The organism is Streptococcus sp. 596553 (assembly GCF_900411395.1).
GTDB classification, from domain to species: Bacteria; Bacillota; Bacilli; order Lactobacillales; family Streptococcaceae; genus Streptococcus; species Streptococcus mitis_BA.
The window spans coordinates 11,975-27,017 of record NZ_OXCQ01000014.1; the positions used below are offsets into that span (position 1 = coordinate 11,975).

The 15,043-nt window shown below is 42.0% G+C and carries 14 protein-coding genes; 11 read left to right on the forward strand and 3 right to left on the reverse strand.

All coding sequences use genetic code 11. The features are described 5' to 3' along the window. Positions 1 to 51: 51 nt before the first annotated feature. The 3 genes from rapZ to whiA are packed head-to-tail and all read left to right on the forward strand — an operon-like array spanning position 52 to position 2,824. On the forward strand, positions 52 to 942 hold the full coding sequence (rapZ, locus tag DSY56_RS10305) for an RNase adapter RapZ (RefSeq protein WP_023937468.1): 891 nt from the start codon (positions 52 to 54) through the stop codon (positions 940 to 942). Beyond that, positions 939 to 1,916, forward strand: a complete 978-nt coding sequence (locus tag DSY56_RS10310; protein WP_112445493.1) for a YvcK family protein — start codon at positions 939 to 941, stop codon at positions 1,914 to 1,916. Before rapZ ends, DSY56_RS10310 begins: the two co-directional genes overlap by 4 nt. After that, positions 1,913 to 2,824: a DNA-binding protein WhiA gene (gene whiA / locus DSY56_RS10315; protein WP_112445495.1), complete on the forward strand. Its 912-nt coding sequence runs from the start codon at positions 1,913 to 1,915 to the stop codon at positions 2,822 to 2,824. The genes DSY56_RS10310 and whiA overlap by 4 nt, the downstream gene beginning before the upstream one ends. 207 nt (positions 2,825 to 3,031) lie before the next feature. Here whiA and DSY56_RS10320 read toward each other — a convergent pair whose 3' ends face one another. Next, positions 3,032 to 3,607, reverse strand: a complete 576-nt coding sequence (locus DSY56_RS10320) for a hypothetical protein (protein WP_000593540.1) — start codon at positions 3,605 to 3,607, stop codon at positions 3,032 to 3,034. 549 nt (positions 3,608 to 4,156) lie between these two features. Next, a complete protein-coding gene (locus DSY56_RS10330; RefSeq protein ID WP_112445496.1) occupies positions 4,157 to 5,125 on the reverse strand; it encodes an NAD(P)/FAD-dependent oxidoreductase in 969 nt (322 codons plus the stop codon). A 135-nt stretch (positions 5,126 to 5,260) separates the two neighbouring features. Between DSY56_RS10330 and cdaA the strand changes: the two genes are divergently transcribed. From cdaA to DSY56_RS10375, 8 genes are all read left to right on the forward strand, one after another. After that, on the forward strand, positions 5,261 to 6,118 hold the full coding sequence (gene cdaA, locus DSY56_RS10340; RefSeq protein ID WP_050089436.1) for a diadenylate cyclase CdaA: 858 nt from the start codon (positions 5,261 to 5,263) through the stop codon (positions 6,116 to 6,118). Continuing rightward, entirely contained in the window at positions 6,105 to 6,869 is a 765-nt protein-coding gene (locus DSY56_RS10345; RefSeq protein WP_112445497.1) for a CdaR family protein, read from the forward strand. Before cdaA ends, DSY56_RS10345 begins: the two co-directional genes overlap by 14 nt. 24 nt (positions 6,870 to 6,893) lie before the next feature. Continuing rightward, positions 6,894 to 8,246 carry a phosphoglucosamine mutase gene (gene glmM, locus DSY56_RS10350; protein WP_112445499.1) on the forward strand — a complete coding sequence of 451 codons (1,353 nt, stop codon included), beginning with the start codon at positions 6,894 to 6,896 and terminating at the stop codon, positions 8,244 to 8,246. Between the two features lie 73 nt (positions 8,247 to 8,319). Next, entirely contained in the window at positions 8,320 to 8,694 is a 375-nt protein-coding gene (locus DSY56_RS10355) for a DUF1149 family protein (RefSeq protein WP_001050087.1), read from the forward strand. A gap of 1 nt (position 8,695) precedes the next feature. Beyond that, a complete protein-coding gene (locus DSY56_RS10360) occupies positions 8,696 to 9,544 on the forward strand; it encodes a DegV family protein (protein ID WP_112445500.1) in 849 nt (282 codons plus the stop codon). A gap of 162 nt (positions 9,545 to 9,706) precedes the next feature. Then, positions 9,707 to 10,474 (forward strand): 4-hydroxy-tetrahydrodipicolinate reductase, encoded by a 768-nt coding sequence (gene dapB / locus DSY56_RS10365; protein WP_112445501.1) that lies wholly within the window; start codon positions 9,707 to 9,709, stop codon positions 10,472 to 10,474. Then, the gene (locus DSY56_RS10370) at positions 10,471 to 11,670 is read left to right on the forward strand and encodes a CCA tRNA nucleotidyltransferase (protein WP_112445503.1); all 1,200 of its coding nucleotides are present in this window, start codon (positions 10,471 to 10,473) and stop codon (positions 11,668 to 11,670) included. Before dapB ends, DSY56_RS10370 begins: the two co-directional genes overlap by 4 nt. After that, positions 11,667 to 13,538: an ABC-F family ATP-binding cassette domain-containing protein gene (locus DSY56_RS10375; protein WP_112445505.1), complete on the forward strand. Its 1,872-nt coding sequence runs from the start codon at positions 11,667 to 11,669 to the stop codon at positions 13,536 to 13,538. Before DSY56_RS10370 ends, DSY56_RS10375 begins: the two co-directional genes overlap by 4 nt. Positions 13,539 to 13,575: 37 nt before the next feature. On the opposite strand, the gene mntE is transcribed toward DSY56_RS10375, so the two are convergent. Then, positions 13,576 to 14,760, reverse strand: a complete 1,185-nt coding sequence (mntE, locus tag DSY56_RS10380) for a CDF family manganese efflux transporter MntE (protein WP_112445507.1) — start codon at positions 14,758 to 14,760, stop codon at positions 13,576 to 13,578. Between the last annotated feature and the right edge of the window lie 283 nt (positions 14,761 to 15,043).

Sequence of the window (15,043 nt, forward strand, 5' to 3'; positions counted from 1 at the left end):
GCTAGTTGAAGTTTGGTGTTGCCAAACTTCTTTTGATATAAGGAGAAAAAGATGACAAAGAAACAACTTCACTTGGTGATTGTGACAGGAATGAGTGGTGCAGGGAAAACAGTTGCCATTCAGTCCTTCGAAGATTTGGGTTATTTTACTATTGATAATATGCCGCCAGCTCTCTTGCCTAAGTTTTTGCAGTTGGTGGAAACTAAGGAAGACGATCCCAAGTTGGCCTTGGTAGTGGATATGCGTAGCCGTTCTTTCTTCTCGGAGATTCAAACTGTTTTGGATGAGTTGGAAAACAAGGAAGAACTGGACTTTAAAATTCTCTTTTTGGACGCAGCAGATAAGGAATTGGTAGCCCGTTACAAGGAAACCAGAAGGAGTCACCCATTAGCTGCAGATGGACGGATTTTGGATGGAATCAAGCTGGAACGTGAACTCTTGGCACCTTTGAAAAATATGAGCCAAAATGTGGTGGATACAACTGAACTCACTCCTCGTGAGCTACGTAAAACCATTGCAGAGCAGTTTTCAGATCAAGAACAAGCCCAGTCTTTCCGTATCGAAGTCATGTCTTTCGGCTTTAAATATGGAATCCCAATTGATGCAGACTTGGTTTTTGATGTGCGCTTTTTGCCAAATCCATATTACCTTCCAGAGCTGAGAAACCAAACGGGTGTGGATGAACCTGTTTATGACTATGTCATGAATCATCCTGAGTCAGAAGATTTTTATCAGCATTTGTTGGCCTTGATTGAGCCAATTTTGCCAAGTTACCAAAAGGAAGGTAAGTCCGTTTTGACCATTGCTATGGGTTGTACGGGTGGGCAACACCGTAGTGTGGCCTTTGCTAAACGCTTGGCGCAGGACTTATCCAAGAATTGGCCTGTCAATGAAGGGCATCGCGACAAAGATCGAAGAAAGGAAACGGTAAACCGTTCATGAGAAAACCAAAGATAACGGTGATTGGTGGAGGGACTGGGATCCCTGTCATTCTTAAAAGTCTGCGTGAAAAAGATGTGGAAATCGCTGCTATCGTAACGGTGGCGGATGATGGTGGTTCATCAGGTGAACTCCGAAAAAATATGCAGCAGTTGACACCGCCAGGTGATCTTCGCAATGTCCTTGTGGCCATGTCGGATATGCCTAAGTTTTATGAAAAGGTCTTTCAATACCGCTTTTCTGAGGATGCTGGAGCCTTTGCTGGCCATCCATTGGGAAATCTCATTATCGCTGGCCTGTCAGAAATGCAGGGTTCGACCTATAATGCCATGCAGTTGCTGAGTAAATTTTTCCATACGACTGGGAAGATTTATCCTTCCAGTGACCATCCTTTGACCCTGCATGCAGTCTTTCAGGATGGGACAGAAGTGGCTGGAGAGAGTCATATTGCAGACCATCCAGGCATGATTGACCATGTCTATGTGACCAATACCCTCAACGATGATACGCCTCTGGCTAGACGTCGAGTAGTGCAGACCATTCTTGAAAGTGACATGATTGTTCTCGGCCCTGGTTCTCTCTTTACCTCTATTTTGCCCAATATCGTGATTAAGGAAATCGGGCAGGCGCTTTTGGAAACTAAGGCAGAAATCGCCTATGTCTGCAATATCATGACCCAACGTGGGGAGACAGAACATTTTACAGATAGTGACCACGTGGAGGTCCTGCATCGTCACCTTGGTCGACCTTTTATCGATACTGTCTTGGTGAATATCGAAAAAGTGCCTCAGGAATACATGAATTCCAACCGTTTTGATGAATACTTGGTGCAGGTGGAACATGATTTTGCTGGTCTTTGTCAGCAAGTTCCGCGTGTGATTTCATCCAACTTCCTTCGTCTGGAAAATGGGGGTGCCTTCCACGATGGAGATTTGATTGTGGACGAATTGATGCGGATTATACAGGTGAGAAAATGAGTTTCACAGTAGCAGTAAAAGAAGAAATTCTGGGTCAACACCATCTGAGCCGGCATGAATTATCTGCCATTATCAAGATGTCTGGTAGTATCGGTCTCTCGACTTCGGGCTTGACCTTGTCCGTCGTGACAGAAAATGCCAAACTGGCTCGTCACCTCTATGAGTCCTTTCTCCATTTCTATGAAATCAAATCGGAAATCCGTCACCACCAAAGAAGCAATCTCCGCAAGAATCGGGTCTATACCGTTTTTACAGATGAAAAGGTGCAGGATTTGTTAAGTGATTTGCACTTGGCAGACTCCTTCTTTGGTCTGGAAACAGGTATTGATGAGGCGATTTTATCGGATGAGGAAGCAGGTCGTGCCTATCTCTGTGGTGCTTTCTTGGCAAATGGAAGCATTCGTGACCCTGAGTCAGGCAAGTATCAGTTGGAAATCAGTTCTGTTTATCTGGATCACGCGCAAGGGATTGCCTCCCTTCTCCAGCAGTTTTTACTGGATGCCAAGGTTCTTGAACGCAAGAAGGGAGCTGTGACCTATCTCCAGCGTGCCGAAGATATTATGGACTTTCTTATAGTAATCGGAGCCATGAAGGCGCGTGATGATTTTGAGCGGGTTAAGATTTTGCGGGAAACTCGTAATGACCTCAATCGGGCTAATAATGCTGAAACGGCTAATATCGCTCGGACAGTTTCTGCCAGCATGAAGACTATCAACAATATCAGCAAAATCAAAGATATTATGGGCTTAGAAAATTTGCCAGTAGATTTGCAGGAAGTGGCGCAACTGCGGATTCAGCACCCAGACTACTCTATCCAGCAGTTAGCAGATAGCCTCAGCACCCCTCTGACCAAAAGTGGTGTCAACCATAGACTCAGAAAGATAAATAAATTAGCCGATGAACTATAAAACCAGGCTCTTGTTTTGCGAGGTTCTTTTTTGAAATAAAAAGAGGTTGGGCAAAAAGCAATGTCATTAAGTTAAGAAATTTGGCTCTTTAAAATCAAAAACGCATAATATCCGGTGTTGACTTGAACCGTAATACTATGCGTTTTATTGTGAGAAAATTTATTTCATTTTCTCCTGAAATTGAGTTTTTACCCAGTCTCTAATGAGTTATTTCCAAGTGACCAGTTCGCTCCAAACGCTAACATTCGATATAGTAGAGGTTTCACCAGCTGGAACCCATTTGTTGGTGCCTAAGTATCTAACTTCTAGTTTACGAACGTTTACTGTGTAAGATGCTTTTAGTCTAATATAACCATAAGTGTAGGGTGGTACGTTATGGGAGACTGAGTGATTTAAACTAAGTCCAGCTCCAGACTCCGGAGCAGAAAAGCTAACACCTGCACCTACAGTCAGAGTAGCTCCAGCTTTTCCACCATAGGCAGTTGAACTTACAGGACCTGATGTGGTGCTTTTCTTGTAAGAGTGAGAGTATTTAGTTCTATAGTCTGCAACACCAGTTGCATTAGAACGAGTCTGATACGTAGATTTAGACTCTAAATAGGCGTCTCTAAGTTCAGTCGTATAAAATGACAATAACTCTCCTGTGTTGATATCTTTTACAATACGATTAGATACAATTTCATAATTTGTACCAGGATAGACATCAGCAAAAACCGTAGATGTTGTGACTAAGAATAATAGACTTGATAGTAGAGAGAAAAACAATAGTTTCAGTTTAATCATAACAAATTTCCTTTCTTCATGAGTAAAAGATTATTTTTTCAATCCTTTGAAAGTTATAATGCAACCCGAAATAATACTGAGAGTTCCTACAGGTCTCCAATATAGTTGCCAAAAGAATAAATTTATTCTTTCTTTCAGTGTCGCATAGGGTTCGGCATAATAGGGGTTGATGTGAAATAATAAAAAACCAAAACATAAAACTATGATTCCAGTTAAGAATAAAATGTCCTTATTTACTTTCCTCATAAAACCTCCTTTTATTTTATTTGAAGCGCTTTCTATTATTAGTATACGTCAAAAAAAGAAAAAAACAAGTCTATTTATTTATTTTTTTATATGGTATAATAGAATAGTTGGAGAGTTTTTATATAGCTTTAAAAGGCTGATATGAATACTTTGTATAATCTAATGATTCTTCAAAAAATTTCTTATTCAAACAAGAGCAAAGAGAAGGTGGGCTGCATATCAGAAGTTAGATGTATTTCTGTCTAACTTTTGAGGTGTAGTTCATTTTAAAACCACGAATCCTATGTGACTCGTGGTTCTTTTTTATAAACTAGTAGAGTGTTTTGGTTGTACTTTTTGCTCAGGGTCGATGTAGTTGATAGCATTATTGACAGCAGTTGGAGCTTCTCCGAGACCTGTCGCAATCAAGTCAATTTTTCCGTCATAGTAGCAGCAGTCACCGATAGCATAGATACCTGCTTGGCTGGATTCCTGTTTGCTGTTGACGATAATCTTGTGGCGGTTGAGGTCGAGCCCCCAGCTTTTGAGGTTACCGACAGAAGATTTGAAACCATAGTTGATAAAAAGGTGGTCTAGGTCAATCGTTTCGGTTTCATCAGATTTAACTTTTGTGATTTCAAGTTTATCAAGCGTTTTTCCATCTCCAAGGAGTTGGCTAGGGACGAATGGTGTCTTGATGGTTACAGATGATTCTTGCAAGGCTTGGACACTGTGTTCTAAGGCGCGGAAATTATCTCTGCGGTGGACAAGGGTAGTTGGCGCAATTTTTTCAAAAGCTAAAGCCCAATCCACAGCTGAGTCTCCTCCACCAAGAATCGTCACTTTCTTACCAGCATATTGCTGGATGTTGGAAACGTGGTAGTGGATATTTTCATAGCCTTCAACGCCTTCTAGTTCCAAAGGACGTGGTTTGAAGGCACCGCCACCCATAGCGATGATAACTGTTTTAGTCAGGTGACTTCCTTTAGAAGTCGTGATGGTAAATCCTTCTTCTTGTTTTTCAATCTCAAGAACCGTTTCATTGAGATGAATAGGGGTATCAAATCCATTTAGCTGTTCAATCAAGCGATTAGTCAACTCTTCTCCAGTCAGGTTTGGGAAGCCTGGGACGTCTAGGATTTCTTTTTCAGGGTAGAGAATAGCAGGTTGTCCACCTAGCTGGGGAAGAGAGTCAATGATTTGAACCTTGGCTTGACGTAGGTGGGCATAAAAGGCTGCAAAAAGCCCAACAGGACCACCACCTACAATGGTAATATCATAGAGTTGAGACATGGTTTCTCCTTTGTTTTTTCTAGTCAGTTTATTGTATCATATTTTTGCTCAATGTAAAATGGACTAGGATAGGGAAAAAAATGCCAGAAAATGGTATAATAGGACGAAAGTGTTTTGATAGGGAGGATATCAGGGATGAATTTTCAACAATTATCCAATCTGCAATATTGGACCAGTTTGTTTGCAAGTCCATGGACGATAGCTATCAATCTGATTGATATTTTGATTGTTGCTTATATTTTATATCATTTTACAAAAGCTATTGCAGGAACCAAGATTATGATTTTGGTACGTGGAGTTTTGGTGTTTATTTTAGCTCAAATCCTTGCAAATATGATTGGCTTGACTACGATTTCTTGGTTAATCAATCAAATTATTACTTATGGGGTTATTGCGGCGGTTGTTATCTTCTCTCCAGAGATTCGGACTGGTTTGGAACGTTTGGGAAGAGCGACAGATTTCTTTTCCAATGCCCCTATTAGTGCCGAGGAACAGATGATTCGTGCCTTTGTTAAGTCTGTTGAATACATGAGTCCTCGTAAAATCGGGGCCTTGGTTGCTATTCAGCGTGTCCGTACCTTGCAGGAGTATATTTCGACAGGAATTCCCTTGGATGCTAAGATTTCTGCAGAACTTCTCATTAATATTTTTATTCCCAACACTCCCCTACATGATGGTGCGGTGATTATCAGAGAAGAACGTATCGCTGTGACGTCTGCCTATCTGCCCTTGACAGAAAGTACAGGAATTTCCAAGGAATTTGGAACCAGACACCGGGCGGCTATTGGTTTATCAGAAGTCTCAGATGCCTTGACTTTTGTCGTATCAGAGGAAACGGGAGGAATTTCGATAACCTATAATGGAAGCTTTAAGCACAACCTAACACTTGATGAATTTGAAACAGAATTACGTGAAATCTTACTTCCAAAAGAGGAAGCAGGTCTTAGTTTTAAAGAACGATTGCTAGGAGGATGGAAACATGAGAAAAAATAGTTTATACATCATATCCTCACTCTTTTTTGCTTGTGTCTTATTTGTCTATGCTACGGCGACGAATTTTCAAAACAGTACCAGTGCTAGGCAGGTAAAAACGGAAACCTATACTAATACAGTAACAAATGTCCCTATTGACATACGCTATAATAGTGATGAGTATTTTATTAGCGGTTTTGCTTCAGAAGTATCAGTGGTCTTGACTGGTGCAAATCGCCTATCGCTAGCTAGTGAAATGCAAGAAAGCACACGTAAATTCAAGGTTACTGCTGACCTAACAGATGCCAGTGTTGGAACGATTGAAGTTCCCTTGAACATTGAAAATCTTCCAAGTGGATTGACCGCTGTGGCAACGCCTCAAAAGATTACAGTGAAAGTTGGGAAGAAGGTTAAGCGAGATGGGATGATTGTTGTGCCACAAGTTGACCAAAGCCAGATTGATCCCAAGCTACAACTTGATAGTGTAACCGTGTCAAATGAACGCGTTTCGGTCACAACTGACCAGGAAACATTAGCTAAAATTGACAAAGTTATTGCGCTTTTACCAACTAGCGAACGCATAACAGGTAATTACAGTGGTTCAGTACCTTTGCAGGCAATCGACCGCAACGGGGTAGTCTTACCAGTGGTTATCACTCCGTTTGATACAACAATGAAGGTCACTACAAAACCAGTAGCACCAAGTTCAAGCACAAGCAGTTCGTCGGAGACATCTTCGTCAACGAAAGCAACTAGTTCAAAAACGAATTAAAAATAGGAAAAGGATTTTATAAAAATGGGTAAATATTTTGGGACTGATGGAGTCCGTGGAGAAGCTAACCTAGAACTAACGCCAGAATTGGCCTTTAAACTAGGACGTTTTGGAGGCTATGTTCTTAGTCAACATGAAACGGAAGCACCGAAAGTCTTTGTAGGACGTGACACACGTATTTCAGGGGAAATGCTAGAATCTGCCTTGGTGGCAGGACTCCTTTCAGTAGGGATTCACGTTTATAAACTCGGTGTTCTTGCGACGCCAGCAGTAGCTTACTTGGTCAAAACAGAGGGAGCAAGTGCAGGTGTCATGATTTCTGCTAGTCATAATCCAGCCCTTGATAATGGGATTAAGTTCTTTGGTGGTGATGGCTTCAAACTAGATGATGAAAAAGAAGCAGAAATTGAAGCCCTGTTAGATGCTGAGGAAGACACTCTTCCTCGTCCAAGTGCAGAAGGATTGGGAACCTTGGTAGATTATCCAGAAGGCTTGCGTAAGTATGAAGGATACCTTGTTTCAACTGGAACTCCTCTTGATGGAATGAAGGTTGCCTTGGACACAGCTAATGGGGCAGCTTCTACAAGTGCCCGTCAGATTTTCGCTGATCTTGGTGCTCAATTGACGGTTATTGGAGAAACACCAGACGGTCTTAACATCAACCTTAATGTTGGTTCTACACACCCAGAAGCCCTTCAAGAAGTGGTCAAAGAAAGTGACTCAGCTATTGGTTTGGCCTTTGACGGAGACAGTGACCGTTTGATTGCTGTTGATGAAAATGGTGAGATTGTTGATGGTGACAAAATCATGTACATCATCGGGAAATACCTTTCTGAAAAAGGACAATTGGCTCAAAATACAATTGTGACAACTGTTATGTCTAACCTTGGCTTCCACAAGGCCTTGGATCGTGAAGGTATTAACAAGGCAGTCACTGCAGTTGGCGATCGTTACGTTGTTGAAGAAATGCGAAAATCAGGCTACAACCTTGGTGGTGAACAGTCTGGTCACATCATCTTGATGGATTACAATACAACTGGTGATGGTCAATTATCAGCAGTCCAATTAACTAAAATCATGAAGGAAACTGGTAAGAGCTTGTCAGAGTTGGCAGCAGAACTAACCATCTATCCACAAAAATTAGTCAATATCCGAGTGGAAAATGCCATGAAGGAAAAGGCTATGGAAGTGCTAGCTATCAAGGATATCATCGAGAAGATGGAAGAAGAAATGGCAGGGAATGGCCGTATCCTTGTTCGTCCAAGTGGAACAGAGCCCCTCTTGCGTGTTATGGCAGAAGCGCCTACAACAGAAGAAGTGGACTACTATGTTGATACTATCGCAGACGTAGTTCGAGCTGAAATCGGGATTGACTAAATCCTAGAAAACTAGATGAAAATAAAAAATTATGGTACAATAGCTTATAATATTGTAGCCAAGGGAGAAAGACATGAATCTTAAACGTGAACAAGAATTTGTTAGTCAGTATCATTTTGATGCGCGTAATTTTGAATGGGAAAATGAAAATGGAGCTCCTGAAACTAAGGTGGATGTGAACTTCCAATTGCTCCAACATGACCAAGAAAATCAAGTGACTTCCTTGATTGTCATCTTGACCTTTATGATTGTATTTGATAAGTTTGTCATCAGTGGAACCATTTCACAGGTAAACCACATCGATGGCCGTATTGTCAATGAACCAAGTGAATTGAGCCAAGAAGAAGTGGAAACTTTGGCTCGTCCATGTTTGAACATGCTCAACCGTTTGACTTACGAAGTAACTGAAATTGCATTAGACTTACCAGGAATCAATTTGGAGTTCTAATATGAAACTAGCTGTTATCACAGATTCTTCTGCCTATCTCAGTGCAGAGACCTTGCAAAGAGAAGATTTATATGTCTTGGATATTCCTGTCAATATTGATGGTGAGGAGTATGTCGAAGGTATCAATCTGACTGCTGAGGAATTTTATCAAAAAATGGCTCAGGCATCTGAATTACCTAAGACCAGTCAACCAAGTATTGCCAAGTTAGATGAAATCTTAACTTCGCTAAAAGAACAAGGCTATACCCATGCCTTGGGGCTTTTCCTATCTTCTGGAATTTCAGGTTTTTACCAAAATATCCAGTATATGATAGATGAATATGAGGGCTTAACCATTGCTTTTCCAGACACCTTAATTACAAGTGCTCCTCTGGGTATCATGGTTGAAAGCGTCTTTAATTGGCGTGACCAGGGCGATGATTTTGCCAGCATTCAGGATAAGCTAGCCATTCAAATCAGCCGTACGTCAGCTTTTATCATGGTAGATGATTTGGATCATTTGGTAAAAGGTGGACGTCTTTCAAATGGGGCTGCCATTTTGGGTAATCTGCTAAGCATTAAGCCAATCCTTTATTTCAACGACCAAGGTGTGATTGAAGTTTACGAAAAAGTTCGTACCGAAAAGAAAGCAACCAAGCGATTAATTGAAATTATCAAGGAAACAACGGCTTCAGGCCAATACCGGGTCATTGTCATTCATGGAAATGCTCCTGAAAAGGCTGAGGAATTGCGTCAGCACTTGCTTGATTCTGGCTTGGGTTCGGATGTTTCACTTGCTACATTTGGTAGTGTCATTGGAACTCACCTAGGATCAGGAAGCATTGCTCTGGGTTATATTCCAGTAATTTAGTTGGCACTTCTAGACTAGTTAAGATGCCTTGTATCTTAGCAATTGAACACGGACTACCTGCCTCATGAAAAAAGATGCCTGTCTTGCCTTTTGTGGAAAGTCAGCGTCATTCCCTATTTTCTTGTGCAGCTAACGTCCTTTGTATCTTAGACAGGAGTAGAGATGAGTATTCGAGTAATTATTGCCGGTTTTAAGGGAAAGATGGGCCAAGCTGCTTGTCAGATGGTCTTGGCTGATCCAGACTTAGATTTGGTAGCAGTTTTGGATCCTTTTGAGTCTGAGTCAGAATGGCAGGGAATTCCTGTTTTCAAGGATAAGGTTGATTTAGCAGGCTTTGAAGCGGATGTCTGGGTAGATTTTACTACTCCAACTGTTGCCTACGAAAATACACGTTTTGCTCTTGAAAATGGCTTTGCTCCAGTAGTTGGAACAACAGGTTTTACAAGTGAAGAAATTGCAGAGCTAAAAGCATTTTCTCGTGAACAAAATTTGGGTGGTTTGATCGCTCCAAATTTTGCCTTGGGTGCTGTTTTACTCATGCAATTTGCAAGGCAGGCTGCCAAATATTTCCCAAATGTGGAGATTATCGAGCTCCATCATGACAAGAAAAAGGATGCCCCGAGTGGAACAGCTATTAAAACAGCTGAATTGATGGCAGAAGTTCGAGAGTCTATTCAGCAAGGTTCGCCTGATGAGGAAGAATTGATTACTGGTGCCCGTGGTGCTGACTTTGATGGCATGCGGATTCACTCAGTTCGTTTACCAGGCTTGGTAGCCCATCAGGAAGTCATCTTTGGCAATCAGGGAGAAGGATTGACCCTTCGTCATGACTCCTATGATCGCAGCTCCTTCATGACAGGGGTGAATTTGGGAATTAAAGAAGTTGTCAAGCGTCATGAGCTTGTCTATGGATTAGAACACTTATTATGAGATTAACGCAAATGCCTTCTGAATTTCAGAAGGCTTTACCAGTATTAGAAAAAATTAAAGAAGCAGGTTTTGAGGCCTATTTTGTTGGGGGCTCTGTTCGAGATGCCCTCCTCAATCGCCCTATCCATGATGTGGATATTGCGACGTCTTCTTATCCAGAGGAGACCAAGCAGATTTTTCCGCGAACAGCCGATATCGGAATCGAGCATGGAACCGTCTTGGTCTTAGATGGGGATGAGGAGTATGAGGTAACCACTTTTCGGACAGAAGATGTCTATGTGGACTATCGTAGACCTAGTGCGGTTTCTTTTGTTCGCTCGCTAGAAGAAGACCTCAAGCGCCGTGATTTTACAGTCAATGCCTTTGCCTTGGACGAGACAGGAGAAATTATTGACTTGTTTCATGGTTTAGAAGATTTGGAAAAGCAAGTCTTGAGGGCGGTTGGAGTGGCTAGTGAGCGTTTCAACGAAGATGCTTTGCGGATTATGCGTGGTTTCCGTTTTCAGGCCAGTCTTGGCTTTGAACTTGAGCCAGAAACATTTGAAGCTATGAAGACCTTGACACCGCTTTTGGAGAAAATTTCTGTGGAGCGTACCTTCGTTGAGTTTGATAAACTCTTGCTAGCTCCGTTTTGGAGAAGGGGCTTGGCTTCCATGATTGAGAGTCAAGCTTATGATTATCTCCCTGATATGGCAGCTAGCCAGGACAAGCTCAACAGACTATTTGAATTAGAGACCGATTTTACCTTTGAATCCTCTGAACAAGCCTGGGCGGCTTTACTGTGGGTTTTGGAGATTGAAAATGCGCAGCCATTTTTGAAGGCTTGGAAGACCTCACGCCAGTTTGCTAAGCAAGTTCAGGATTTGCTGACTATTTTGGCCTTGCGTGAAAAGGGAGAGTTGAGCAAGCGCGATTGTTATCGCTTTGACTTGGAGTTGCTTTTACAGGCTGAAAATCTTCGTCAGGCCCAAGGAAAAGAAGTCAATTCGCAAGTCATCACAGAAACTTACCATAGTTTGAGCATTCATGACAAGAAAGAAATCCAAATCAACGGTGGTATTTTGATTAAGGAATATGGCTATCAGCCGGGCCCAGACTTGGGAGAGATTTTAACAGAGATTGAATATGCCATTGTCGATGGAGAATTGGAAAATGACCGTCAAGCCATCCATGCTTACCTGAGGGAGAAAAAATGAGTGATTTTATCGTTGAAAAACTAAGTAAATCCGTCGGTGATAAGACCGTTTTTAAGGATATTTCCTTTATCATCCATGACTTGGATAGAATTGGTCTAATCGGTGTCAATGGGACTGGCAAGACCACCCTTTTAGATGTTCTTTCTGGTGTTTCTGGCTTTGATGGGGATGTCAGTCCCTTTTCAGCTAAGAATGACTACCAGATTGGTTACTTGACTCAAGATCCTGATTTTGATGATAACAAGACAGTTTTGGATACGGTCCTCTCCAGCGACCTAAAGGAAATCCAGCTTATTCGTGAGTATGAACTCCTCATGCTCAACTATAGTGAGGACAAGCAGGCGCGTTTGGAACGGGTCATGGCAGAAATGGACTCTCTCCAAGCTTGGGAAATTGAGAGTCAGGTAAAGACTGTTCTCAGCAAGCTGGGTATTCAGAATTTATCTACTCCAGTTGGAGAATTGTCAGGTGGTCTAAGAAGACGAGTCCAATTGGCGCAAGTTTTACTTGGCAACCACGACCTCTTGCTTTTGGATGAGCCGACCAACCATCTGGATATTGCGACTATTGAGTGGCTGACCCTCTTTTTGAAAAATTCTAAGAAGACAGTTCTCTTTATCACCCACGACCGTTATTTCCTAGACGCTTTGTCAACACGGATTTTCGAATTGGATCGCGCAGGCTTGACAGAATATCAGGGGAATTATCAGGACTATGTTCGCCTTAAGGCGGAACAGGACGAGCGTGATGCGGCTCTTCTCCACAAAAAGGAACAACTTTATAAGCAAGAATTGGCCTGGATGCGCAGACAACCGCAGGCGCGTGCGACCAAGCAGCAGGCTCGTATCAATCGTTTCCATGACTTGAAGAAAGAGGTTTCAGGCAGTAGTGCTGAGACAGACTTGACTATGAACTTTGAAACCAGTCGTATTGGGAAGAAAGTCATCGAGTTTCAGGATGTTTCCTTTGCCTATGAAAACAAGCCTATTTTGCAAGATTTTAATCTCTTGGTGCAGGCTAAAGATCGTATTGGAATTGTTGGGGACAACGGTGTTGGGAAATCAACTCTCCTTAACTTGATTGCAGGAAGTCTTGAGCCGACAGCAGGCCAAGTTGTGATTGGGGAAACTGTTCGCATCGCCTATTTCTCTCAGCAAATTGAGGGCTTGGATGAAAGCAAGCGTGTTATCAATTACCTGCAGGAAGTGGCAGAAGAGGTCAAGACCAGTGGTGGTTCTAGTACTTCGATTGCAGAGCTGCTGGAGCAGTTCCTTTTCCCACGTTCGACGCATGGAACCTTGATTGAGAAATTGTCAGGTGGCGAGAAAAAACGTCTTTATCTCCTCAAACTGCTCTTGGAAAAACCAAATGTTCTTCTCTTGGATGAACCGACAAATGACCTAGACATTGCAACCTTGACAGTTTTGGAGAATTTCTTACAAGGCTTTGCTGGTCCAGTTTTGACTGTTAGTCACGACCGCTATTTCTTGGATAAGGTAGCGACTAAGATTCTCGCTTTTGAAGATGGCAAGATTCGTCCTTTCTTTGGTCATTACACCGACTATCTTGATGAAAAAGCCTTTGAAACAGAGATGGCCAATCAAGTACAAAAGGTCGAAAAGGAAAAAGTAGTCAAGGTTCGAGAAGAGAAGAAACGCATGACCTACCAAGAAAAGCAGGAGTGGGCAAGCATTGAAGGTGATATTGAAGCCTTGGAAAACCGTATCGCTGCGATTGAAGAGGAAATGCAGGCCAACGGCTCTGACTTTGGTAAGCTGGCTACTCTCCAAAAAGAACTGGATGAGAAAAACGAAGCACTTCTTGAAAAATACGAACGCTATGAGTATTTAAGTGAGTTTGATAGCTAGAAGAATGGAAAAATCCCGTCTCATGGACAGGATTTCTCTATTCTTTTTTGGTTTCTTGATGAAAGATATTTTGCCAGGTTTCGTGGCGGCGCCAGATACTGGTATGGACGATACCATCTAACTCATAGCAGATGAGTTTTGTTTTCTGACTGATGGAAGTGATTTGGATGTCCTTGATAGCAGCATTCAAGTCTTTTTCGGCTTTATAAGCCTCTTTATCCATCTGCTCTCCATCCTGACGAATATAGACAAAATCGTCAGCCAAGAGTTCTTCCAGTTGATTTCCTTGATCAATCAATTGTTCACGCATAAGCAATTTTTTATAGACATTGTCTAAAATTTCATCCTCAGGGATAGGTGCTGGCTCGATATGGACATCGGTGTCAAAGACGCCAAAACGCTCCTCCAGCATAGACTCGACCTGATCCGCGATTTCATGACTCTCAAAAACAGATAAGTCAGGATTCATTTCTAGCGTAATATCAAGGTAAATGTTGCTACCGTAGGTGCGACCTCTTTGCGACTTAACCTTGCTGATCTTGGGAATTTCCATAATGGCCTTTTGATAGTCCTCAAGCAGACGATCGTCAAAGCCATCTGAAAGACTAAAGGAAGACTCGATAAAGATATCATAGGCGGTCTTCAAGATAAAGAAAGTGATGATAATGGCAACCAGTTTATCTACAATCGGATAATTGAAACTGCTAGCTAGGATGGCAATAGTCGTACCAAGTGAGGTAACAGCATCAGAAAGATTGTCCTTGGCGGCAGCCTTTAGTGCCTTGGAGTTGGATTTCTTACTGAGGCGAGTGTTGTAGAGATACACCACAAACATAATCGCTGCAGACATAATTCCTAGAGTTGCACCCAGAGGATCAATGACCGTTTCTTCCCGACTGAGAATCTTTTGAATGGTATCCCTCAGCACATCAAAGCCGACATAAAACATGATGATGGAAGTGATTAAGCTAGCCAAATCTTCAATCTTCCAGTGACCAAAACGGTGGTCTCGGTCAGCAGGTTGGCGCGCCATCCGAATGCCAATCAAGAGGGCCACATTTCCAATGATGTCCGATATGTTGTTAAAACCATCGGCCACCAAACTGGATGAATGAAGGAGGTGGCCTGTTGCTAATTTTGCTGCAGACAAGATCAAATAGGTTGAAATGCTGATAATGGCCCCACGCTCAGCTAACTTGAGATTTGAGATAGATTGCTTCATTCAACTTCCTTTCTAGTCACATAGCATTCTACCATTATACTGGTTTTCAAGGGAAAATTCAAACAAGGCAGTTTTTACTATTTGAAAACTTTTCAAAATTTGGTATAATAGTACTACTCAAGGGAGTAGCTGGCAGAAACCTGTGATAGTGTCGTCATTCCGAATTTTATACTGAAAAGTATGCTTTCCGGCACTATCTTAAACAGCGAGACTTGTTATGATTAACAGGTCTCTTTTTGTTTGTCGTGAAAAGATGCGATGAGGGAAAAGAGAGTCTGTTTTG

What these genes read in the sequence shown, in the direction of transcription:
- DSY56_RS10360 (WP_112445500.1), top strand. Translation starts at nt 8,696, where the DNA reads ATGAAACTAGCTGTTATCACAGATTCTTCTGCCTATCTCAGTGCAGAG.
- cdaA (WP_050089436.1), top strand. Translation starts at nt 5,261, where the DNA reads ATGAATTTTCAACAATTATCCAATCTGCAATATTGGACCAGTTTGTTT.
- DSY56_RS10370 (WP_112445503.1), top strand. Translation starts at nt 10,471, where the DNA reads ATGAGATTAACGCAAATGCCTTCTGAATTTCAGAAGGCTTTACCAGTA.
- DSY56_RS10375 (WP_112445505.1), top strand. Translation starts at nt 11,667, where the DNA reads ATGAGTGATTTTATCGTTGAAAAACTAAGTAAATCCGTCGGTGATAAG.
- DSY56_RS10355 (WP_001050087.1), top strand. Translation starts at nt 8,320, where the DNA reads ATGAATCTTAAACGTGAACAAGAATTTGTTAGTCAGTATCATTTTGAT.
- mntE (WP_112445507.1), bottom strand. Translation starts at nt 14,760, where the DNA reads ATGAAGCAATCTATCTCAAATCTCAAGTTAGCTGAGCGTGGGGCCATT.
- whiA (WP_112445495.1), top strand. Translation starts at nt 1,913, where the DNA reads ATGAGTTTCACAGTAGCAGTAAAAGAAGAAATTCTGGGTCAACACCAT.
- dapB (WP_112445501.1), top strand. Translation starts at nt 9,707, where the DNA reads ATGAGTATTCGAGTAATTATTGCCGGTTTTAAGGGAAAGATGGGCCAA.
- rapZ (WP_023937468.1), top strand. Translation starts at nt 52, where the DNA reads ATGACAAAGAAACAACTTCACTTGGTGATTGTGACAGGAATGAGTGGT.
- glmM (WP_112445499.1), top strand. Translation starts at nt 6,894, where the DNA reads ATGGGTAAATATTTTGGGACTGATGGAGTCCGTGGAGAAGCTAACCTA.
- DSY56_RS10330 (WP_112445496.1), bottom strand. Translation starts at nt 5,125, where the DNA reads ATGTCTCAACTCTATGATATTACCATTGTAGGTGGTGGTCCTGTTGGG.
- DSY56_RS10320 (WP_000593540.1), bottom strand. Translation starts at nt 3,607, where the DNA reads ATGATTAAACTGAAACTATTGTTTTTCTCTCTACTATCAAGTCTATTA.
- DSY56_RS10310 (WP_112445493.1), top strand. Translation starts at nt 939, where the DNA reads ATGAGAAAACCAAAGATAACGGTGATTGGTGGAGGGACTGGGATCCCT.
- DSY56_RS10345 (WP_112445497.1), top strand. Translation starts at nt 6,105, where the DNA reads ATGAGAAAAAATAGTTTATACATCATATCCTCACTCTTTTTTGCTTGT.